We start from the raw sequence: 16,020 nt of genomic DNA, 5'->3' as shown, positions 1-16,020 counted from the left end.
CCCCATTGGACCTTGACGATGTCCAATACGCTGATGTCGTGGTCGTGGGGACAATTCCGACTACCGCGTCGTCCTTGATCCCCATGTACGCGAGCGCCATAAATCGTTCGTCGCCAGAAACCCTGAACTTAACAAAACAGCCAAGGAGCCGTCAGGCTTCCTTTCCGATTTCGCCGATTTCTGATCGTGGTCGATGAGGTCTTGCTGGGTCAACCAGGTCATCTGCTTTCGTTGTCATGGGACAATTCAACTTTTGGCGAACCAAAGAGCCTGCCTTCCGGGCCATTTCTTATTGCCCTGCGGGACCCACATTCTCGCATTCCTCCGCTACGCGCAGTGTCGGCAACAGTTTCGCCGAACCCCGAGCTTGGCGCTTTGACATTGTTGCAAGCACCCTGTGCAAGGCCGTTTCTGTTCTCAGTTGACAGCAAGGAGGCCCATTTGCTTCGGGAGAAATTGACACCGCTTGACCAGCGATAGCTTCATTGCCTGCGCCAATGGACAATGCGACGACTACTATCGTCCCCATGCTTGCTCGGGTACCCTAAAGCGACCGCCTCCGCCTCCTATGCGCGGTACCGAAGTAACGAGCGGACTATGCGGTGTCACCGGGGACCGCTCTGCCAACCACAATCTATCGTTAAAGAACATTGCAGCGGTCTGGGTGGAGATAACATAACGCACTCCAACCGAATGGCGACGCGTCACCAGAACCGCCAGCTCAGCGTCCAGACAAATGTGCCGAAGTTCTGCATTTGCCGTTCCGAGAGCCGTTGGCTAACGCCGCGACGCGATCAAGTGCCAATGCGTCGGCTGATCGACCGCAACTATGTCGGCCGCTAGCGGTAGGATCGCATCCGAATAGCAAGCGCATGTACGCTCGCGTAGACGGGGGCAATCGACATGCACCGAACGGCAACGCTAAGGCACGCGATCCGAGAAGGCAACGACGCCTGGACCACCGCCGCAAAGCGTACCGAGTCGAATAGGCCCACGATCGGGTGGCGGATAAAGCGGTGCTTGACGCAGATTTACCTTGTCAGTCTTCGAGGATCATCGGATCTCAATTTAGCTGTTTTCCTGCGATGCGACATGGGCCAAGATCGGCGGACTCTGCCAGGTTCAGCGAGTTTTTCGCCTTATCCAGAAAAAGACCGCGTGATCGGTCGCCTGATGAACCGGGTCCTCAGCGGCGGATAAGGCCGAAGCGGTGGGCTTCGTCCAGCAAGTCTCGAACGGAGGAGGGCTGCCACTTCTTGCCGCCGCGCACAGGCCGTTCGCCCATCTGGTCCAGTTGCGCGGCAATGTCGCGAAGCGACAGGTCGGGATCGGCAATGGCGATCGCCGCCACCAGCTTCATCAGATGGTCCTCGGGGGCGCGGCGAGGGGACCGGGCCAGGAGTTTTTTCTCCGCGAGCTTTTCGCGGACCAAGCGATGAACGGCGCGACGAAGGCGCTCAACGGTCCAGTCGTGACCGTGGCGATTGCGTAGCCGATCAGCCGCTTGGGAGGTTGTTGGACGTTAACTGTTTGTCGCTTCGCCATAGCACTTTTGAACGGCCCGCTCGAACGTGATCTGTACAGATACGAAATGCATGAGAAATTGACCGGTTGCAAGCGTGTTTTATAGTGTGAATGGAAGCCCGCCAGACTCCAATTGTGGATGCGGATGACTGACGGACCGCAGGCTGTAACGAAACCGCACCAGCGGGCTTCTGTGGCGGAAATGCAGCTCCCATCATCGCCTCAACTCTCGAGCGGCAGGACACATCAACTCGGCCGGCGGCTATTAGCGCGATTGGACGCGAAAGGCCGAGCGTGGGGAGTTTTCACTCGGACCAATGCTGCCGGCGCTGATGCGTGCAAATGCAGGCTCAGGGCGCGAGGCTTCGTAGCGACAGTGTGCAGTGCGGGTATCCGAGGCAGGCGATCTTGTGAATGCGACTGAGCTGACGGAGCTCAGCGCTCCTCCAATGGGTCTCGATTTATAGGCGATCAGGCGAGACCTCGTAGGAGCTTTCCGGCGGACGGAAGTGGCATTGCTTCGACCTGTTCGCTCAAAGGGTACGTTTCCGAGCCGGGATAGATGACCAGTCGTCTTTCGGGATCTATCGCCTCACAAGCGAGGTAAAACCCTTTCTCGAGTTTTGGAGAGAGGCTACGTTTGATTTCGATGGCCCAGGGGCGCCCACCGGGCGGGGTGATGAGGAGATCTATCTCGGCACCCGCTGCTGTTCGATAAAAGTTCAATTGGGTGCCGTAAGGCACGGCTCCGGAGAGAGTTTCAATGACGAAACCTTCCCAGCTCGCCCCCGCGACAGGATGTCCGAGGACTTGTTCTTGGTTCGTCAATCCCAGAAGGGTGTGAGCTATGCCACTGTCGCGAACATATACGCGGGGCGATTTTACCAGGCGCTTGCCCACATTGGAGTGCCAAGGTTCGAGCCTCCGAACCAACAGGAGATCGACAAGTAGATCGAGGTAGCTCGCAACGGTCTTGCCATCAACCCCCAGTGCACGAGCAAATTCAGCGGCGTTTAGGAGACCCGATTGATGATGTGCCAGCATCGTCCAGAACCGCCTGAGGGTTTCGGCCGGGATTCGAGGGCCGAACTGGGGGATGTCGCGCTCCAGGTATGTTCGTATGAAGTCCTGCCTCCAGCGAGAGCTGGCCCGATCGTTGACGGCGAGAAAGCTGTCCGGGAAGCCTCCTCGGACCCAGAGAGGGTTGATATCCTTATCCGCTACCTCGAGGCCATCGATTGGGTGCATCTCAAGATAAGCGATCCGACCGGCAAGAGTTTCGCCGGACTGCTTCAGCAGGTCTATAGACGCCGAACCCAGCAGGAGAAACTGCCCCGATCGTTTGCCTGATCTTCGGCCGCGATCGATCAAGCCACGCAAGTTCTGAAAAAGGTTGGGCAGCCGATGAACCTCGTCAAGGATGACAAGCTTGTCTCTATGTTGCTCAAGGTAGAGCTCTGGTTCGCTCAGTTTGGTGCGATCGGCATCGGATTCAAGATCAAGATAGACCGATGGCCGCTGCTCGGCGATTGCGAGCGCTAACGTCGTTTTTCCAACCTGGCGCGGTCCAATGAGCGCGACGGCGGGGTTCGTATCGATGAGTTCTGTTAACGTGGTGGCTATTTGGCGCTCGAGCATCCTTGCATTTATGGAGTGAGATTCCAGAAATGCAAGGTAAAGATTGATTTCCGGGTCCGCTGGCGGGTTTCCGGGCGGGGCGACTTTAGAAAAATACGCGCGCTGCTCGCCCCTGTTTTCGCTCCGCGTTGTTGTAATAGCGCGCCGCCTGCGTCACCGATTTGTGCAATGACTGCTGCATGGCTTCAGGCAGTGGTATGCCGCGATTGGCCGCCTCGGTCAGGTAGCCTGATCGCAGTCCGTGCGCCGAAAACAGTGTCGGGTCGAGCCCGGCCTGCCTGCAACGGCCTTTCAGGACCAGGTTGACCGACTGCGGTGTGAGGGCGCGCCGATCGATGTTCCCCCATTGGTCAATACCGCGAAAAACGGCGCCGTCTTTGATGTCAGCTTCCTCGAGCCAGCGTTTCAACGCCAGCACCGGCCGGCCGATCAGCAGAACATGTTCGTCGTCATCGCTGGTGGTCGTCTTCGTCCGGCCCAGACGGATGGCGAGGCAGGGAAGGGGAGGGGAGTCCGGGATCGATGGATCCGCCTGGACGGGGTCCTCGTCGGTGATGTCCTCAACACGCAGCGCCGCCACTTCCGACCGGCGGCGGCCGCCGGAGGCGAACGCGGTCAGAAGTAGTGCCCGATCGCGAAGATCGACCAGGCGTTCACCCGCGCAGGCGTCCAGCAGCTTCGCCAGGATGTCGCGGGTGACCACTTGTCTGCTCTTGCGTTGCCGCGGCCGCGCGCTGGCGCGGACCGCAAGTCGCAGCGCGGATTTGAGCGAGGGACCGTCGAAGGCGCCTGTCAGGCCGCGCCAACGCGTCAGGATCGACCAGCTGGTCAAGCGGCGCCGCACGGTCGCGGGGGCATGCGGACCGTTGGCGCGCAGTAGGCGGCTGTCCCGCAAGCCGGCCTCGACGTCAACCGGCATCCCGTGATCGGAGTCCTCGGCCCGTTTGATCGGATCCCAAAGGTGGTGGGCGACGAATTTCAGCAGCAGGCTTTCCGGCGCCGGCCAGGGGAGGGGGCTGCCGGTGGCCAGCTGGCACCAGGCCTCGAGGTAGCCGAGATCGGAGGCAAGTGCGCGCAGCGTATTGTCGCCCATGCCTTCGCTAGCGAGATGCTTGAGCGTAGCGACATCGTCGTCGGTGAGAAGCACAGCGAGCTGGTCGCGTCGATCGAAGGGCAGGATGGAATCAAGCGCGTCGAGCTCTTCGGCGCGCTTGAGCGTTGCGGTGGAGAGAGGCTCGTTCAGGGGCCGGCCGACGCGGGGTGGCATTTCAGATCGGTCCTTCCGAAATCGTGGCCCTTGTAGAGAAGGGGGGCCTTAGAAATTCTCGCAACAGCATAGGAAAAACAGTCGCCCATGTTGAGCGAGGCCGGATGGCGGCCTTTGCCGAAGCTGTCGAAGGCTCGTTCCGCTTCCCGGTAATGCGCCTCGTCGAAAGCAATCGCCGTGACGTTGGGCAACTGGACAAACTGATCGACGATTTTTGAAGCGTTGGGAAATCCTTTGCCCGTCAGCACCATGCGCGCCTCCAGCAGGGTCGGCCAGCCGATCGCGACGGCCCCGCGGCCGATCAACGCCGTGAAGCGTTCGGCCTCCGGCTCCCCCAGCGCCATCGACAGAATGACCGATGTATCGACAGCGATCATCGAGGCAAACCGTGCTCGTCATAGAAATCGTCATGGGCCGATGTCGTGCCGGCCGGGACCGCATGCCGGCCTTCGGCCATCAAATCCGTCAACACATCGATCGGCGCCCGGGCAGATTGCTGGCGGAGCTCGTTGTCATAGCGCTCGAGGGCACGCTCGACCAGCTTGCTCATCGGCATGCCGGTGCGACGCGCCAGTGCGTGCGCAAGTTCTTTGGCTTTGGCGCTGCGGATGGAAAGCTGCGGCTCGGACATTGGGCAATTTCCTGATCAAATTCCTGCCTTCAAGATAGTCATTGCGCAGGAAGATGGCAAGGAATTGCAGCGAGATGGCTAATTATCGATACTTGAAACCTATCGATGGTTAGGCGTGCGCTGATGCATCATATCCAGTGGCGAACCGTAATATTCAGATAGAGTTCGTGTAAGAAATCATTTACCATGATTTCAATGGCTTACGATCTGTCCAAAATCAGCATGACAGCCCCGATGCGGCCGGCTTTCGAAGCTGGTGTCGCTCTGACGCGTCTCGACGAGCGCATCGCCCGTTCGCCGGTTGGAAGCGGCTGGATCGAACGCCAAAATTTCGTCGATGCCTGTGCCTCCCTCTGGATTGACGGTGAACTCGTCCATCTCGAGGACCTGGTGCTGCACGACGCGACAAAAGACATCCGCACCCCGACCCACGAACTGACCATCGCCCGCGATGTTTTGAAAACCCGCCGGCGCATCGCTTCCCAGCTCCCAGGTTGGGCACTGTCGGCCGACGGCATTCGGATGCTAAGAAGAACCGCGGAGAACACATCTGTTGATGCGGACGAGGCGGCGACGGGCGCTGCCATACGGCGCGCGGTCGCAACCGATCCGGAAGGGGAGGGGGAAAACGCCGACGACGTTGAAAGTCTTCCCGGCGTCGACTATGCCGCCATCGATGCGGTGCTGGCCCGATCGAAGGCGGCGATCGAGAGCGCAAGCCGGCCCGGGCGCGCTGATACCGGCGAGCGAGACCCTCTCGTTTATGATCTCGACTGGGACGAAGACGCGCGGCTCGATGAATGGCGCGGCGTGTTGCGTCAGGTCGAACACCTGCCGGCGGTGCTGCAGGTCATCGTCGCGCTCGATGCCTGGAACGAGCTGCCCGTCCTGCAGCACGCGCCGTGGCTCGGCCGGCTATTTGCCGCCTCCATCCTGCGCCAGGCCGGCGTCACCACCGGCGCCCATCTGGCCGCGATCAATCTTGGCCTCAAAACCATACCCGTGGATCGGCGCCGGCATCGCGATCGGGAGACGAGGCTGGTCGCCATCGCCCACGGCTTTTTGGCGGCCGCCGAGATTGGCATGAAGGAGCATGACCGGCTCGCACTCGTGAAAACAATGATGGAGCGGAAGCTCGAGGGGCGGCGGACGTCGTCTAAACTGCCGGAGCTCGTTGAACTGGTGATGGCAAAACCGCTGGTGTCGGCCGGCATGGTGGCGAGGACGCTCGGGGTGACGCCGCAGGCGGCGCGGCGGATTGTTTTGGAATTGGGCTTGCGGGAGATGACCGGGAGGGGGAGGTTTCGTGCTTGGGGAGTGATGTGAGCCGATCACTGGCTCCGCGACGAGTGCCGCAAAGCAATGTGTCGATGCCTCGAAGAATGTTGTTAAAAATATCGCTTCTGAGAGTGTTCGTTACTTATCGAAAACGAGGGCTTCATGGTTGACATGCATTTTCTGTAAAGTGGACTTCTTGAACCGCGATCGAGTAAAACTGGATCTCTAAAGAAGGAAGTTTGAGCCGATGTCGATCTGGACCTACTCGGATTTAAGGGAAGAAGATTTTCCTTATGGGGTCAAAGCCGTGCGCGTCCGCGAGGGAACGCCTGAAGGACGCAGGCTGGTAGGGCTTTATCACGAGGTTCGCTGCCCCTTCTGCAACTGCGAACTTGTGAACGTCGCGTCGGAAGATAAACGCAATGTCACCCCTGTTCCTCCCCGTTGGCCTGAGCAGCATGAATTTCAGAGCCTGAACATAGATGTCTGCCCGGCGTGCGGGTGGTGGAAAGCCCAACGGATCGCTGAATGGATCAACCCTGCTGAAAATTGTTTCGACTTGTACCAAGGTACAGCGGCGCTCAAAAACCTTGACGTTGCAGATATAGAAGCTCCTTTGGACGAGATTCGTGATTATCTCACTGCACGCTACGATCAACGGTTTGAGCTCGCACCGAAAAAATTTGAAGAAGTAGTCGCAAGTGTGTTCAAGGGTCTGGGATACGACGCGATTGTGACCGGTCACTCGGGGGATGATGGTATCGACGTCATCCTCGGGTCCGGCTCGAGCAGGATCGGCGTCCAGGTAAAGAGATATAAGGGCAGCATAGAAGTTGAGCAGATTCGTTCGCTTGTCGGCGCTCTGGTCCTCGACGGGATGACGCGCGGGATCTTCGTTACCACTTCCAGGTTCCAATCAGGCGCGGATTCAACGGCTGAACGCTATCTCAAGTCGGGATACAGAGTTGAATTGTACGATGCACAACGGTTCTATGACGCTCTTCAGATCGCGCAGCGTACGATGTACCGCTCCAAGGACGAGATCAATTCAGTAGGAATTGTGGAAAAGCTCCCATTAGTCCGCCACATACTGCATCACTAAACGCTGAACAACAGCAGGTATTTGCGACGCTCCCAAGTGAATTGCGACCGATTTTACCAGACCCGACGATAGTTCGCGCCGAGGCCGCAGTCGAGCTGGCTTGTTGGAAGAGACTTTTTACTCCCAACGATTTGTTGGGAATGCCCAAAAGAATGCAAGGCTATGCCGGGACCATGTCTTTCCCAGGTCGACCCTTGAGCGGCGTATCTCATTCTTGCTGAACCCGAGCGGCGTCCCGCGCCACGGCTACTATGCCGGCTTCGCCGTCAGTAGCTCGCGAAGGGATTTCAGCTTCGCCAGCAGTTCGTCGAACGTGATGATGGACAGGCCAGATAGGCTGTTTCGATACAATTCAAAAGAGCGTTTCCGCCCGGCATCTGGGATCATACCTGCCAGCACAACACCTTTGACGCCATACGTTTCCAGCTTGTGCTGGGGGTTAACAGCCTTCACCCGGTAGATATCACTGCGGAGCTTGTCGATCTGGTCCAGGGTCTGCACGACCGCGCCGACCAGCTCAGGGGAGGGCGCCAGAACGCCGCCGCGGTACTGCTTCTTGCTAACAAGCTCCATCCCGGGCGTTTTGATCTCAAGGATGGCGATACTGTCGGTCAGCTTGTTGGTGAACAGGAAATCGGCGATCTTCTCGCCTGACCCGTCCAGGATCTTGCCCCCCACATGCGCCTGCCCCTGCAGCAAAAGCACCGGCACGTTAAATGCCATGTCCAAGATGAACGGATTGGCCTCGAACAGCTTCTGCCATTGTAGCTCTGTGGCTTTCGCCGCGAACTGCGTCTCCATATGAACGATCAGTTCGTCGAGGGACGCAAGCTCGATCTCGTCATGAAGCTTCACAAGCCCTGCGCGCTGAGTTTTTATCGATTTGCGCACCGTCGCGCCGGCGAGCCTGACGACGGCGGCCCGGTCATTTTCGGAAAGGCGGTCATCGACAATGGACTCGCCGATGACTTCCGCCAGATCATCAGGTGCACGTTCGAGCAGCTTCAGCGGAAACTTTGTTCGATCGAGCCTGGTAAGAAGGTTGGTGTAGGCGGATTGCTGCTTCTTCTTCCTGCTCGAGGCGCGCGCCTTATCATCAAAGCGGTTGGCCCCGCGGCGCAACTCGTCAAAAAGGCGAAAGCCCATCTCGAAAGTCTTGCTATCGGGCGATCGCGAGACCTCAAGAGTCTTCTGGTCGGTCAACCGTAAATGCTTGATACCGTCGATCTCTGACAGCGCTTGGGTGATGAAGGAGAGTGTGCGGTCAAGCCCCAGCCCAAAATTCGGGTCCTTGGTGAAACCCGAGGGCATGCACTCCTCAAGGTACATCTGCACCTCGTCGAGAGTGTTCGGTACGAGGAAATGTTCGGCTCCGTTGGCATCATCGACGATGTGGGCGAACCCGTTCTTTAGTACCAGCTCGATCGAAACGATTGGATCGTGCTTAGGCGCTAGGAAGCTCGCGGACGTCGGCATGGTATTGACGGGATAGAGCGTGGTCGTGTCCGTTTTCGCATCGAACCTCATAAGCAGGACGCGTGTCGCAGGGTCCCCCTCACGGCGCGCGATCTTTAGTCGCGTGGCTGAAGGTTGAAAAAACACTTCCACGATGCCAGGTCCTCGTGCCTCAAGGGACAAGGTGCCTTGGTCGTCCTCCCCAAATCGTGGGCCGAAGCTCGCCATGCTGATCCTACGAGTGCGCCGGCGAAACCGAGCCAAAAGTTTCAAGGAGGTCCCGTTGGGGATCCACCGGCGGTGTGACGAAGGCATCACCATCTACACCGTGTTCCTTGAGGAAGGGAGCTTCCTTGAGTTTTTCTCGAAGGCCGAGCATTCGTTTTTCTGCTCTACGAATGAAAGTATTATAAGTCATCGGGATGATCGTAACGCGCCCGTCCCATTCGGTTCGATTGCCGCCTTCGGCGACATCGATCCTCGATCCGAGGATGTAGCAGGTTGTCATGGCCGCTTCGGTCAGGAGCCCCTTGCTCCTAAGCTCCTTCACATACCGCCACGCTTGATCCTTTTGTTCCGAGCCTATGCCCACACCGGGTTTCTTGATCTCGGCGACGACTAGACGTGACACGCCATCCACTTCATGTCCGAGATCATGCGCGTCACGGCTATAGAGTCCGACGCTACCATCTGGCAGCATCACAAAATCGGGCCGCTGCCGGCTGCCGCCCTCAGTCGATCCAAATATTTTGCGAATGACCTCTGTCATACCCCTGTTACTCGTGAACTCGAGGCTCTCGAATTCAGGGCCGAAAACCCACAGCGATCTCTCGAACAGCGGCTGCAGGTCGCCGACTTCGTCCATGGTTTCATCGCGAAGCTTTTTATCGAGGTCTTCGATCAGCTTCAGGCGGGTCTGGATCTCATCGAGGGCATCCTTCGCGAGCCTAAGCGTCCAATCGTCTAGGAGTTCATAAAGCGCATCGAGATCGCCTGGCTGTAACTCGTGCAGCTTCCCGACCAGACTGAATTTCGACGTGCTCAATTCGAGGTTGGCGAGGATGCTGGCAACCTTGCCGACCTCCTCCGTCGAGATCGAGGGGCAATTATCGATCACCTCGTCCACGAATTGATTCCAGCGTTCGCGCCCAACGGGAGGCATTTGCCGCACCGTTCTGGCCAGCTGTTCCTTAACCGAATTTTTTGCTTCGCGGCGACGATCTGCAGAGAAGGTAGAAAGGTACTGCTTGATCTGCGCATGGACGGCCGGCCGCGTGGCCTGCCATGCCTGGTCATCGGGTAGGAACCCGCTCCAGTCCGGCTGCACTGCATTCTCAAGTATGTCTGCCGAGACGATAAACTGGAAACGCTTTGCTTCGGTGCTTCGCCCGTCCAGGATACGCTCATGGTCGAACCCAACCCAGCCTGGGTTTCCGACCAGCCGCGAGTTTACGCGCCATGCGATGCCGTGCTGCCTTGTGGTCCGATCGGCTTTCTGACTATCGATCATGACGATTTGGACCACCCCAAAGCCGGGTACTTCGACATTGACCTTCTGGATGTTGCGCGTCGGGATATCATCGAATGTGACCAAGGTTCCGTCGAGCGTAACGACGAAGTTTGGGTCTGCGAGAAAGCGCGTCCCGATGATTTCCCGGGCTGTGTCCGCGTCCATAGAAGTGCCGTCGGAGGCGGTCGCCGCTATCTCCGTACCATGCCCAATGACATTGTCGCGAGAACTGATCACCGTGACGTCAAATGGCTGGGTCACGCCGCGACGAATTTCATAGACGGTTTCGATACCGTCCCGCCACGTGCGAACATGATAAGGGTCAGAGAACTTGAAGGCCGCGTGGCGGCCTTTACCGTTTCGGCCATAGGGGTTTCGAGGAGGGGAGTCTGGCAGATCAGCCGGGGGCGCCGACTTGGTGCCCTCGTCGGCGAAGCGATTGTAGTCAAGGGTCTTCCAGCGCCTCTCGAATTGCGCCGGCGTCATCCCTTTGCCATTGTCGGTGATGGAAAAGGGGATGTCCTGGCTTCGCTTCGGCCAGACGATATCCACCTTCGTCGCATAGGCGTCCCAAGCGTTCGCGACAAGTTCAACGATGGCCACCGCGGGATCGGAGATAATCGGCCCGGCGTATTTGTCCAGGAAGCGGTCATCGAACAGGACGCCCTGGCTTGATCTTTCCGTATCCACGCTGCTGTCCCCTTTATATTACATCGAATTTCCCCGTGACGCTTGTGGGCCATGGCGCTGGCTAGCGTCGGCCCAGCGCGCGGGTGGGCATGCACCCGTTTTAAAAAATTTCGATGCCTCTTATCACTACGCATTACAGGCAGGGTCTACATTCTTCCGCCGGCGAAACATCTCGGCCCCTTCTCATTCCGGCCCTTGGAATCCACGACGGCCAATTACGGCGAGGATCTTCTCGTTAATAGCCCTTCTTTTTTGAAGTTGCAGAGCCGAAAGGTTTCGCTTCGCCATAGTGTCCTGTGAAAATGTGTATTCCCAAGTATTGAGTTGGCCGCGCTCGTAAAAGAAAGCGATCGCATCGGCATTCAGGCTTTTGGTGATGTCCTTTCGGATACGCTTGATCGCGGTGAAAACCAGATCCGATCTGAGGCCAAGGAAGCGCTTGACGCATTGGTTGCCAACCTCGGAGCGGCGCTTCGTTACACGGTTGTGAATTTCGCAGATTTCAACAATCGGGAAATGCCCACAAATACAAGTTTCAGGGTCGTCCGATTCATGGATGCCCACGAGGCTCCACTCTTTCCGCGCAACCTCCCAATCGGTCGCCAAGCTGAGCGCGAGAATACGCTCTTTTAGTTGTTTGAAGTTGTAGCCATCACCCATCGCTTTCCCCCGCCGCTACAAAACCTTCAGTTCCTCTAGATCGCTCATGGTCTTGGCGATGATCTTCTCATAGCATTCGTCGCAACACCGTTTCGAATCCGAAAACCCGGTGCCTAGCTTCGGAATCTCAATGCACTTCGTGCCCGATAGCAACGTATCCTCACAGCGATAGCATTTGCCTTTACGCAACACGTCGACCCTGCGTGGCCGCCCATTGGCGCCACCAATGAGCGATGGTGTCGGCCCTCTAGGAATTTTCTTTGTCATAATCAGACTTTGCCTTTCGGACTCGGCGAGCCAGCGTTTGCAATATGTCGTCTAGATTATCGAGTATCTCCCGGAACTCTTCGATCGATGCTTCGCCCCGATCTTTGCCGAGACGCTTGTTAATCTCGTGATTGACCATCGTCAGTGCAGAGATAAAATTCGTTCGCCCAGAGAGCTTGAGCGAGCGGTACTTGTAGGTCAGTTCCGTTCCATTTACATTCAACTCAACATGATTGAGCAGCAATGTTGCCAAGCGTTTCGACTGCTCGTTAAGTCTTTTTCTCGCCTCTTCCCACTCCCGTTGCGGCTGAACAAGGAACGGCGCCGTCGGCTCCTGTTTGCGCAACGGCGATTTGAGCGCTCGCTTCACCATTTCTTCGACTTGGCTTGGATCAAGCCCTAGGAGTTTGAAGCGCTCGCGAATGTCTTCCACAATCTGCGCGTCCTCGAGACTGGTGAAATCCTCCTCCCAAAGCGAATCAACGATCTCGCCATGGACGACGACGGTTTCTCCGGCGCGGAGCCGTTTCGTTCCATCCAGCACCTCCTGCGGAACCTCCGGTTCCTCTCCACCGATCACCTTGTCCCAGAATGACTGGTCGTCATTCTCGAAGTCCTTAAACTCCTTCAGCCGTTGATCCAGGTTCATGCCGAGATGCGTAACGATGTGCCCCATATTGTCTGGGTGTGTGGGATCGTTCTGCACCACCACACGCATCACTCGGCCGACGAACTGGATGTAGGGTGCGAGCGAGCGGAACGGCCTGAAAATGGCGGCTACGCTCAGTTTTGGGTGGTCAAAACCTTCACCGAGCATCTGAACTTGGATGATACAATCGAGCGTCCCATTACGCAGTGCCGCCAGGATGTCGGCCTGTTCATCGGAGGATTGCTTGCTGTGTATCACGTCGGCGTTGAAGCCGCGCTCCTGATACAGTGAGCGGATTTCCCTCGCGTGATTGATCGAGCACGCGACCGCGATGAGCTGATGTTGCGTCCCGCTCTGTCGAAGCTCCTCGAGCTTCTGAAGACTGCTGTCGACGATATGCTGGTTGCAAACTCGCGCCAGAGCGACGCCACGGCTGAACCAATCCTCTTCCTTAAGCTTCTCAACTTCAGCGAGTGTGTAAGTTCTTCCGCCCTCATCGGTGAAGCTAAGCTGGATGGTCGATGGCGCGACGTAGCTCGCCTTCAGTCGCTTGATGTAGCCTTTCAAAGTCGCGTTTCTGAATGGGTACCGGAACACGAGTTGGCCGTCCAACTCCTGACGATCGCTGCGAAACGGTGTGGCGGTCAGCAAGACAACTTTCGCTTTCGGGAACCTCTCAATGACGCGCTGCCAGCTTGCCGCGGCACTGTGGTGCGCTTCATCGACGATGATCATGTCAAAGAAATCATCGGGGAACTGCGTCAACCACTTGTCCACGTTGGTGGCGAGCTGTTGCACATTCGTGATCACCACGTGCGACTTGGAAGCGACCGTAATGTTCCCGCTATCAAGGGTCGTCGCCAAGGGACCTGAGATCATCTGATCTTGGCTGAGTACTGCGGCTTTCCGCCAGAAACACTTTTGACGGTTGGTGATGTCCATCGCTTCATACAAGCCGTCACGTATCGTCAGATTCGGCGCGATCACGATGACTCGGCCCTCTGCGAGGCCCAAAGGCAAGATTGTAGCTAGGCCCGTTTTGCCGCACCCGACAGGTATCTGCAGTATCGCCTTGTTCTTGCCAGCTCTGAAAAATTCATACGTCCGAAGGTAGCCTTCCCTCTGCGGGTCGCGCAGGTTCTCGTTCCCATCGATCTTGAATTCCAAGTCGAGAAAGAATGCCTGCAGCGGGCGACTCGACCGAACCCAGGCATCCAAGCCCGCTTTTTCGAATGTCCACTTCTTGCCCAGCTTCCGCGCAGGGATCTTCCCCTCGCGCGCCAACGCGTAGAGAGCAGTCTTCCCCATGCCGAGGTAGGAAGCAGTATCGTCGAGAGAAAGCCAAGATGTCTCGTATGTCATGTCTGAACCCACCAATTGACAAATACCGATAGCAAACGACAGATGAGATGTCAAACTGTCAGTGTTAACTGCCCGATCTAAGGATAGCGTCCGTCAAGTTGGTGTAATTTTGGGTGTGGAACCGGGCCGTCATGATCAGGCGGCTTTCGGTGTAATCTGAAGGGGCTTTTCCTCCTCGATTGTCGGTGGGTTTAGCTCTGCCATTCCCTCGATCTGCATGTATCGATGCTGGAGCTGCCATTCGTCGTTGGCTTCGAGGAGGACGGCTCCGATCAAGCGGATGATGCTGTCTTCGTTGGGAAAGATGCCGACGACATCGGCACGGCGCTTCACTTCCTTGTTCAGACGCTCCAGTGGATTCGTGCTGTGAAGCTTGGTGCGATGCTGGGAAGGAAACGCCATGTAGGCGAGCACGTCGGTTTCAGCGTCGTCCATGAATGTGCCGAGCTTCGGCCATCTGGCCCGGAGCCGGTCGGCGACATGCCGCCAAGTTTGAACGGCACCGTCACGGTCCGGCTGGATGAATGCCTGGCGGATCGCGGCCGCGACCATGGTATGCTGGCCCTTGGGCACATAGGCGAGCGCATTACGCATGGCATGAACCCGGCATCTCTGCCAGGTCGCACCGAGCACACGGACGATGGCCGATTTCAGTCCCTCATGAGCGTCAGAGATAACCAGCTTGACGCCGGTCAGCCCTCGGCGCACCAGATCACGCAGGAATGACGTCCAGAACGGTTCGGCTTCGGAAGGGCCGATATGCAGGCCGACGATCTCCCTCTTGCCATCCGTGTCGACAGCCACCGCGATTATTGCCGCGACCGAGACGATGCGCCCGCCTTCACGCATCTTCAAATAGGTGGCGTCCAACCACAAATATGGCCAAGCACCGGAAAGAGGGCGTCTGAGGAAGGCATTCACACGTTCGTCGATGTCCTTGCAGAGCTTCGATACGGATGACTTCGAGATGCCCGTCATACCCATGGCCTGCACCAGTTCATCGACCTTGCGGGTCGAGACGCCATTGATCCACGCCTCCTGGATGACGGCGACAAGGGCTTTCTCCACCGTCTTTCTCGGCTCAAGAAAGCCGGGAAAATAGCTGCCCGAGCGCATCTTCGGGATCTTCAGGTTCAAGGTGCCGAGCCGCGTGTCGAGGGATCGGTCGCGATAGCCGTTGCGCCAGGTCTGGCGGCTTTCGCCACGCTCGTAGCGTCCGGCTCCAATCAGCCCATCAACATCGGCCTCCATGATCATTTGCAGGACGCTTTCGGCAATCGCACGAAGAAAATCTGGATCGCCGCTCTTCGCGGCAAGCTCGGCAAGAGGTAATCTGTCGTCGGTCATCGGGTTTTCCTTTCGGTCAGGTTGAAGTCTCGCAACTCCACCTTCTCCGACGGGCCCGGTGCCCACCTGACGTCTCGCGGAAAACGCAGCGCAATCTCCACCGCTTCCTCCACTCAAATCGCCTCCGAAATTACACCAGCTACGCGGACGCTATCGATCTAAGCCGGCCATATCTCACCCTCAGTCCCGAGGTATCTCGTTGAAATCGTTGCGTCGGTCCCACCATGGGCTGACCATCCGCGGGTACTCTCGGCCGATGGTGGAATTCGAGTAGCAGCGGAACAGAAAACCCACATAAGATCGCAACTCATACGCCGCCTCGCTGACCTCGACTCTTTGGCCTTCCCAAAGCGCGATGAATCTGAATCTCTCGTGCAAACCGGAGGTCTGCGATGCGATCAGGGATTTCATTACGTGACGATTTTGATGGAGAAGGTCTGCGGCGACTGGCGCGGCAGACGAAGGACGCAGCCCAGGCACGACGTCTGTTGGCACTCGCGTCGATCTACGATGGAGGCTCGCGTTCCGATGCCGCCCGCCTCGGCAACGTCACGCTCCAAATTGTTCGGGACTGGGTCATGCGGTTCAACGAACGTGGTCCCCAAGGCCTGATCAATGGCAAGGCTCCCGGCCCGCAGTC

At 57.7% G+C, this 16,020-nt stretch carries 12 protein-coding genes and 2 pseudogenes; 4 read left to right on the top strand and 10 right to left on the bottom strand.

Going from position 1 to position 16,020, the window contains the following annotated elements:
- Positions 1-1,186 precede the first annotated feature (1,186 nt).
- Positions 1,187-1,495 (bottom strand): annotated as a pseudogene (locus BLU35_RS29625) (recombinase family protein); the annotation flags it as partial.
- Between the two features lie 230 nt (positions 1,496-1,725).
- Between BLU35_RS29625 and repC the strand changes: the two are divergent.
- Positions 1,726-1,895, top strand: a pseudogene (gene repC / locus BLU35_RS36410) (replication initiation protein RepC); the annotation flags it as partial.
- A gap of 100 nt (positions 1,896-1,995) precedes the next feature.
- Here the strand turns inward: repC and BLU35_RS29620 are convergent.
- The 4 genes from BLU35_RS29620 to BLU35_RS29605 all read right to left on the bottom strand — a co-directional run bounded on the left by BLU35_RS29620 (position 1,996) and on the right by BLU35_RS29605 (position 5,060).
- Complete coding sequence (locus BLU35_RS29620; protein WP_093235734.1) at positions 1,996-3,162, bottom strand: ATP-binding protein; 1,167 nt, start codon at positions 3,160-3,162, stop codon at positions 1,996-1,998.
- Between the two features lie 85 nt (positions 3,163-3,247).
- On the bottom strand, positions 3,248-4,429 hold the full coding sequence (locus tag BLU35_RS29615; protein ID WP_093235733.1) for a tyrosine-type recombinase/integrase: 1,182 nt from the start codon (positions 4,427-4,429) through the stop codon (positions 3,248-3,250).
- Positions 4,402-4,806, bottom strand: a complete 405-nt coding sequence (locus BLU35_RS29610; RefSeq protein ID WP_093235731.1) for a type II toxin-antitoxin system VapC family toxin — start codon at positions 4,804-4,806, stop codon at positions 4,402-4,404. The genes BLU35_RS29615 and BLU35_RS29610 overlap by 28 nt, the downstream gene beginning before the upstream one ends.
- Entirely contained in the window at positions 4,803-5,060 is a 258-nt protein-coding gene (locus BLU35_RS29605) for a type II toxin-antitoxin system VapB family antitoxin (RefSeq protein WP_093235730.1), read from the bottom strand. Before BLU35_RS29605 ends, BLU35_RS29610 begins: the two co-directional genes overlap by 4 nt.
- Positions 5,061-5,246: 186 nt before the next feature.
- Here BLU35_RS29605 and BLU35_RS29600 point away from each other — a divergent pair, with 186 nt between their 5' ends.
- Positions 5,247-6,386, top strand: a complete 1,140-nt coding sequence (locus tag BLU35_RS29600; RefSeq protein WP_093235728.1) for an RHE_PE00001 family protein — start codon at positions 5,247-5,249, stop codon at positions 6,384-6,386.
- 199 nt (positions 6,387-6,585) lie between these two features.
- The gene (locus tag BLU35_RS29595; protein WP_093235726.1) at positions 6,586-7,440 is read left to right on the top strand and encodes a restriction endonuclease; all 855 of its coding nucleotides are present in this window, start codon (positions 6,586-6,588) and stop codon (positions 7,438-7,440) included.
- Between the two features lie 249 nt (positions 7,441-7,689).
- Here BLU35_RS29595 and BLU35_RS29590 read toward each other — a convergent pair whose 3' ends face one another.
- The 5 genes from BLU35_RS29590 to BLU35_RS29570 form a co-directional block, all read right to left on the bottom strand.
- Positions 7,690-9,048, bottom strand: a complete 1,359-nt coding sequence (locus BLU35_RS29590; protein ID WP_176907488.1) for a Shedu immune nuclease family protein — start codon at positions 9,046-9,048, stop codon at positions 7,690-7,692.
- An 82-nt stretch (positions 9,049-9,130) separates the two neighbouring features.
- Positions 9,131-11,095 carry an ATP-binding protein gene (locus BLU35_RS29585; RefSeq protein ID WP_093235724.1) on the bottom strand — a complete coding sequence of 655 codons (1,965 nt, stop codon included), beginning with the start codon at positions 11,093-11,095 and terminating at the stop codon, positions 9,131-9,133.
- 183 nt (positions 11,096-11,278) lie between these two features.
- Complete coding sequence (locus BLU35_RS29580; protein WP_093235723.1) at positions 11,279-11,755, bottom strand: hypothetical protein; 477 nt, start codon at positions 11,753-11,755, stop codon at positions 11,279-11,281.
- Between the two features lie 247 nt (positions 11,756-12,002).
- Positions 12,003-14,033 (bottom strand): DEAD/DEAH box helicase, encoded by a 2,031-nt coding sequence (locus tag BLU35_RS29575; protein ID WP_093235721.1) that lies wholly within the window; start codon positions 14,031-14,033, stop codon positions 12,003-12,005.
- A gap of 135 nt (positions 14,034-14,168) precedes the next feature.
- Positions 14,169-15,380, bottom strand: a complete 1,212-nt coding sequence (locus tag BLU35_RS29570; protein WP_093235720.1) for an IS256 family transposase — start codon at positions 15,378-15,380, stop codon at positions 14,169-14,171.
- 392 nt (positions 15,381-15,772) lie between these two features.
- Here BLU35_RS29570 and BLU35_RS29560 point away from each other — a divergent pair.
- Positions 15,773-16,020 (top strand): helix-turn-helix domain-containing protein (locus BLU35_RS29560; protein ID WP_143033020.1); only part of this gene is annotated, 248 nt, incomplete at its 3' end.

It is taken from the genome of Sinorhizobium sp. NFACC03 (assembly GCF_900103435.1).
Taxonomy (GTDB): domain Bacteria; phylum Pseudomonadota; class Alphaproteobacteria; order Rhizobiales; family Rhizobiaceae; genus Ensifer.
The sequence above is the reverse complement of the archived record's forward strand: the minus strand, read 5'-3'. Positions and strand labels throughout refer to the sequence as shown.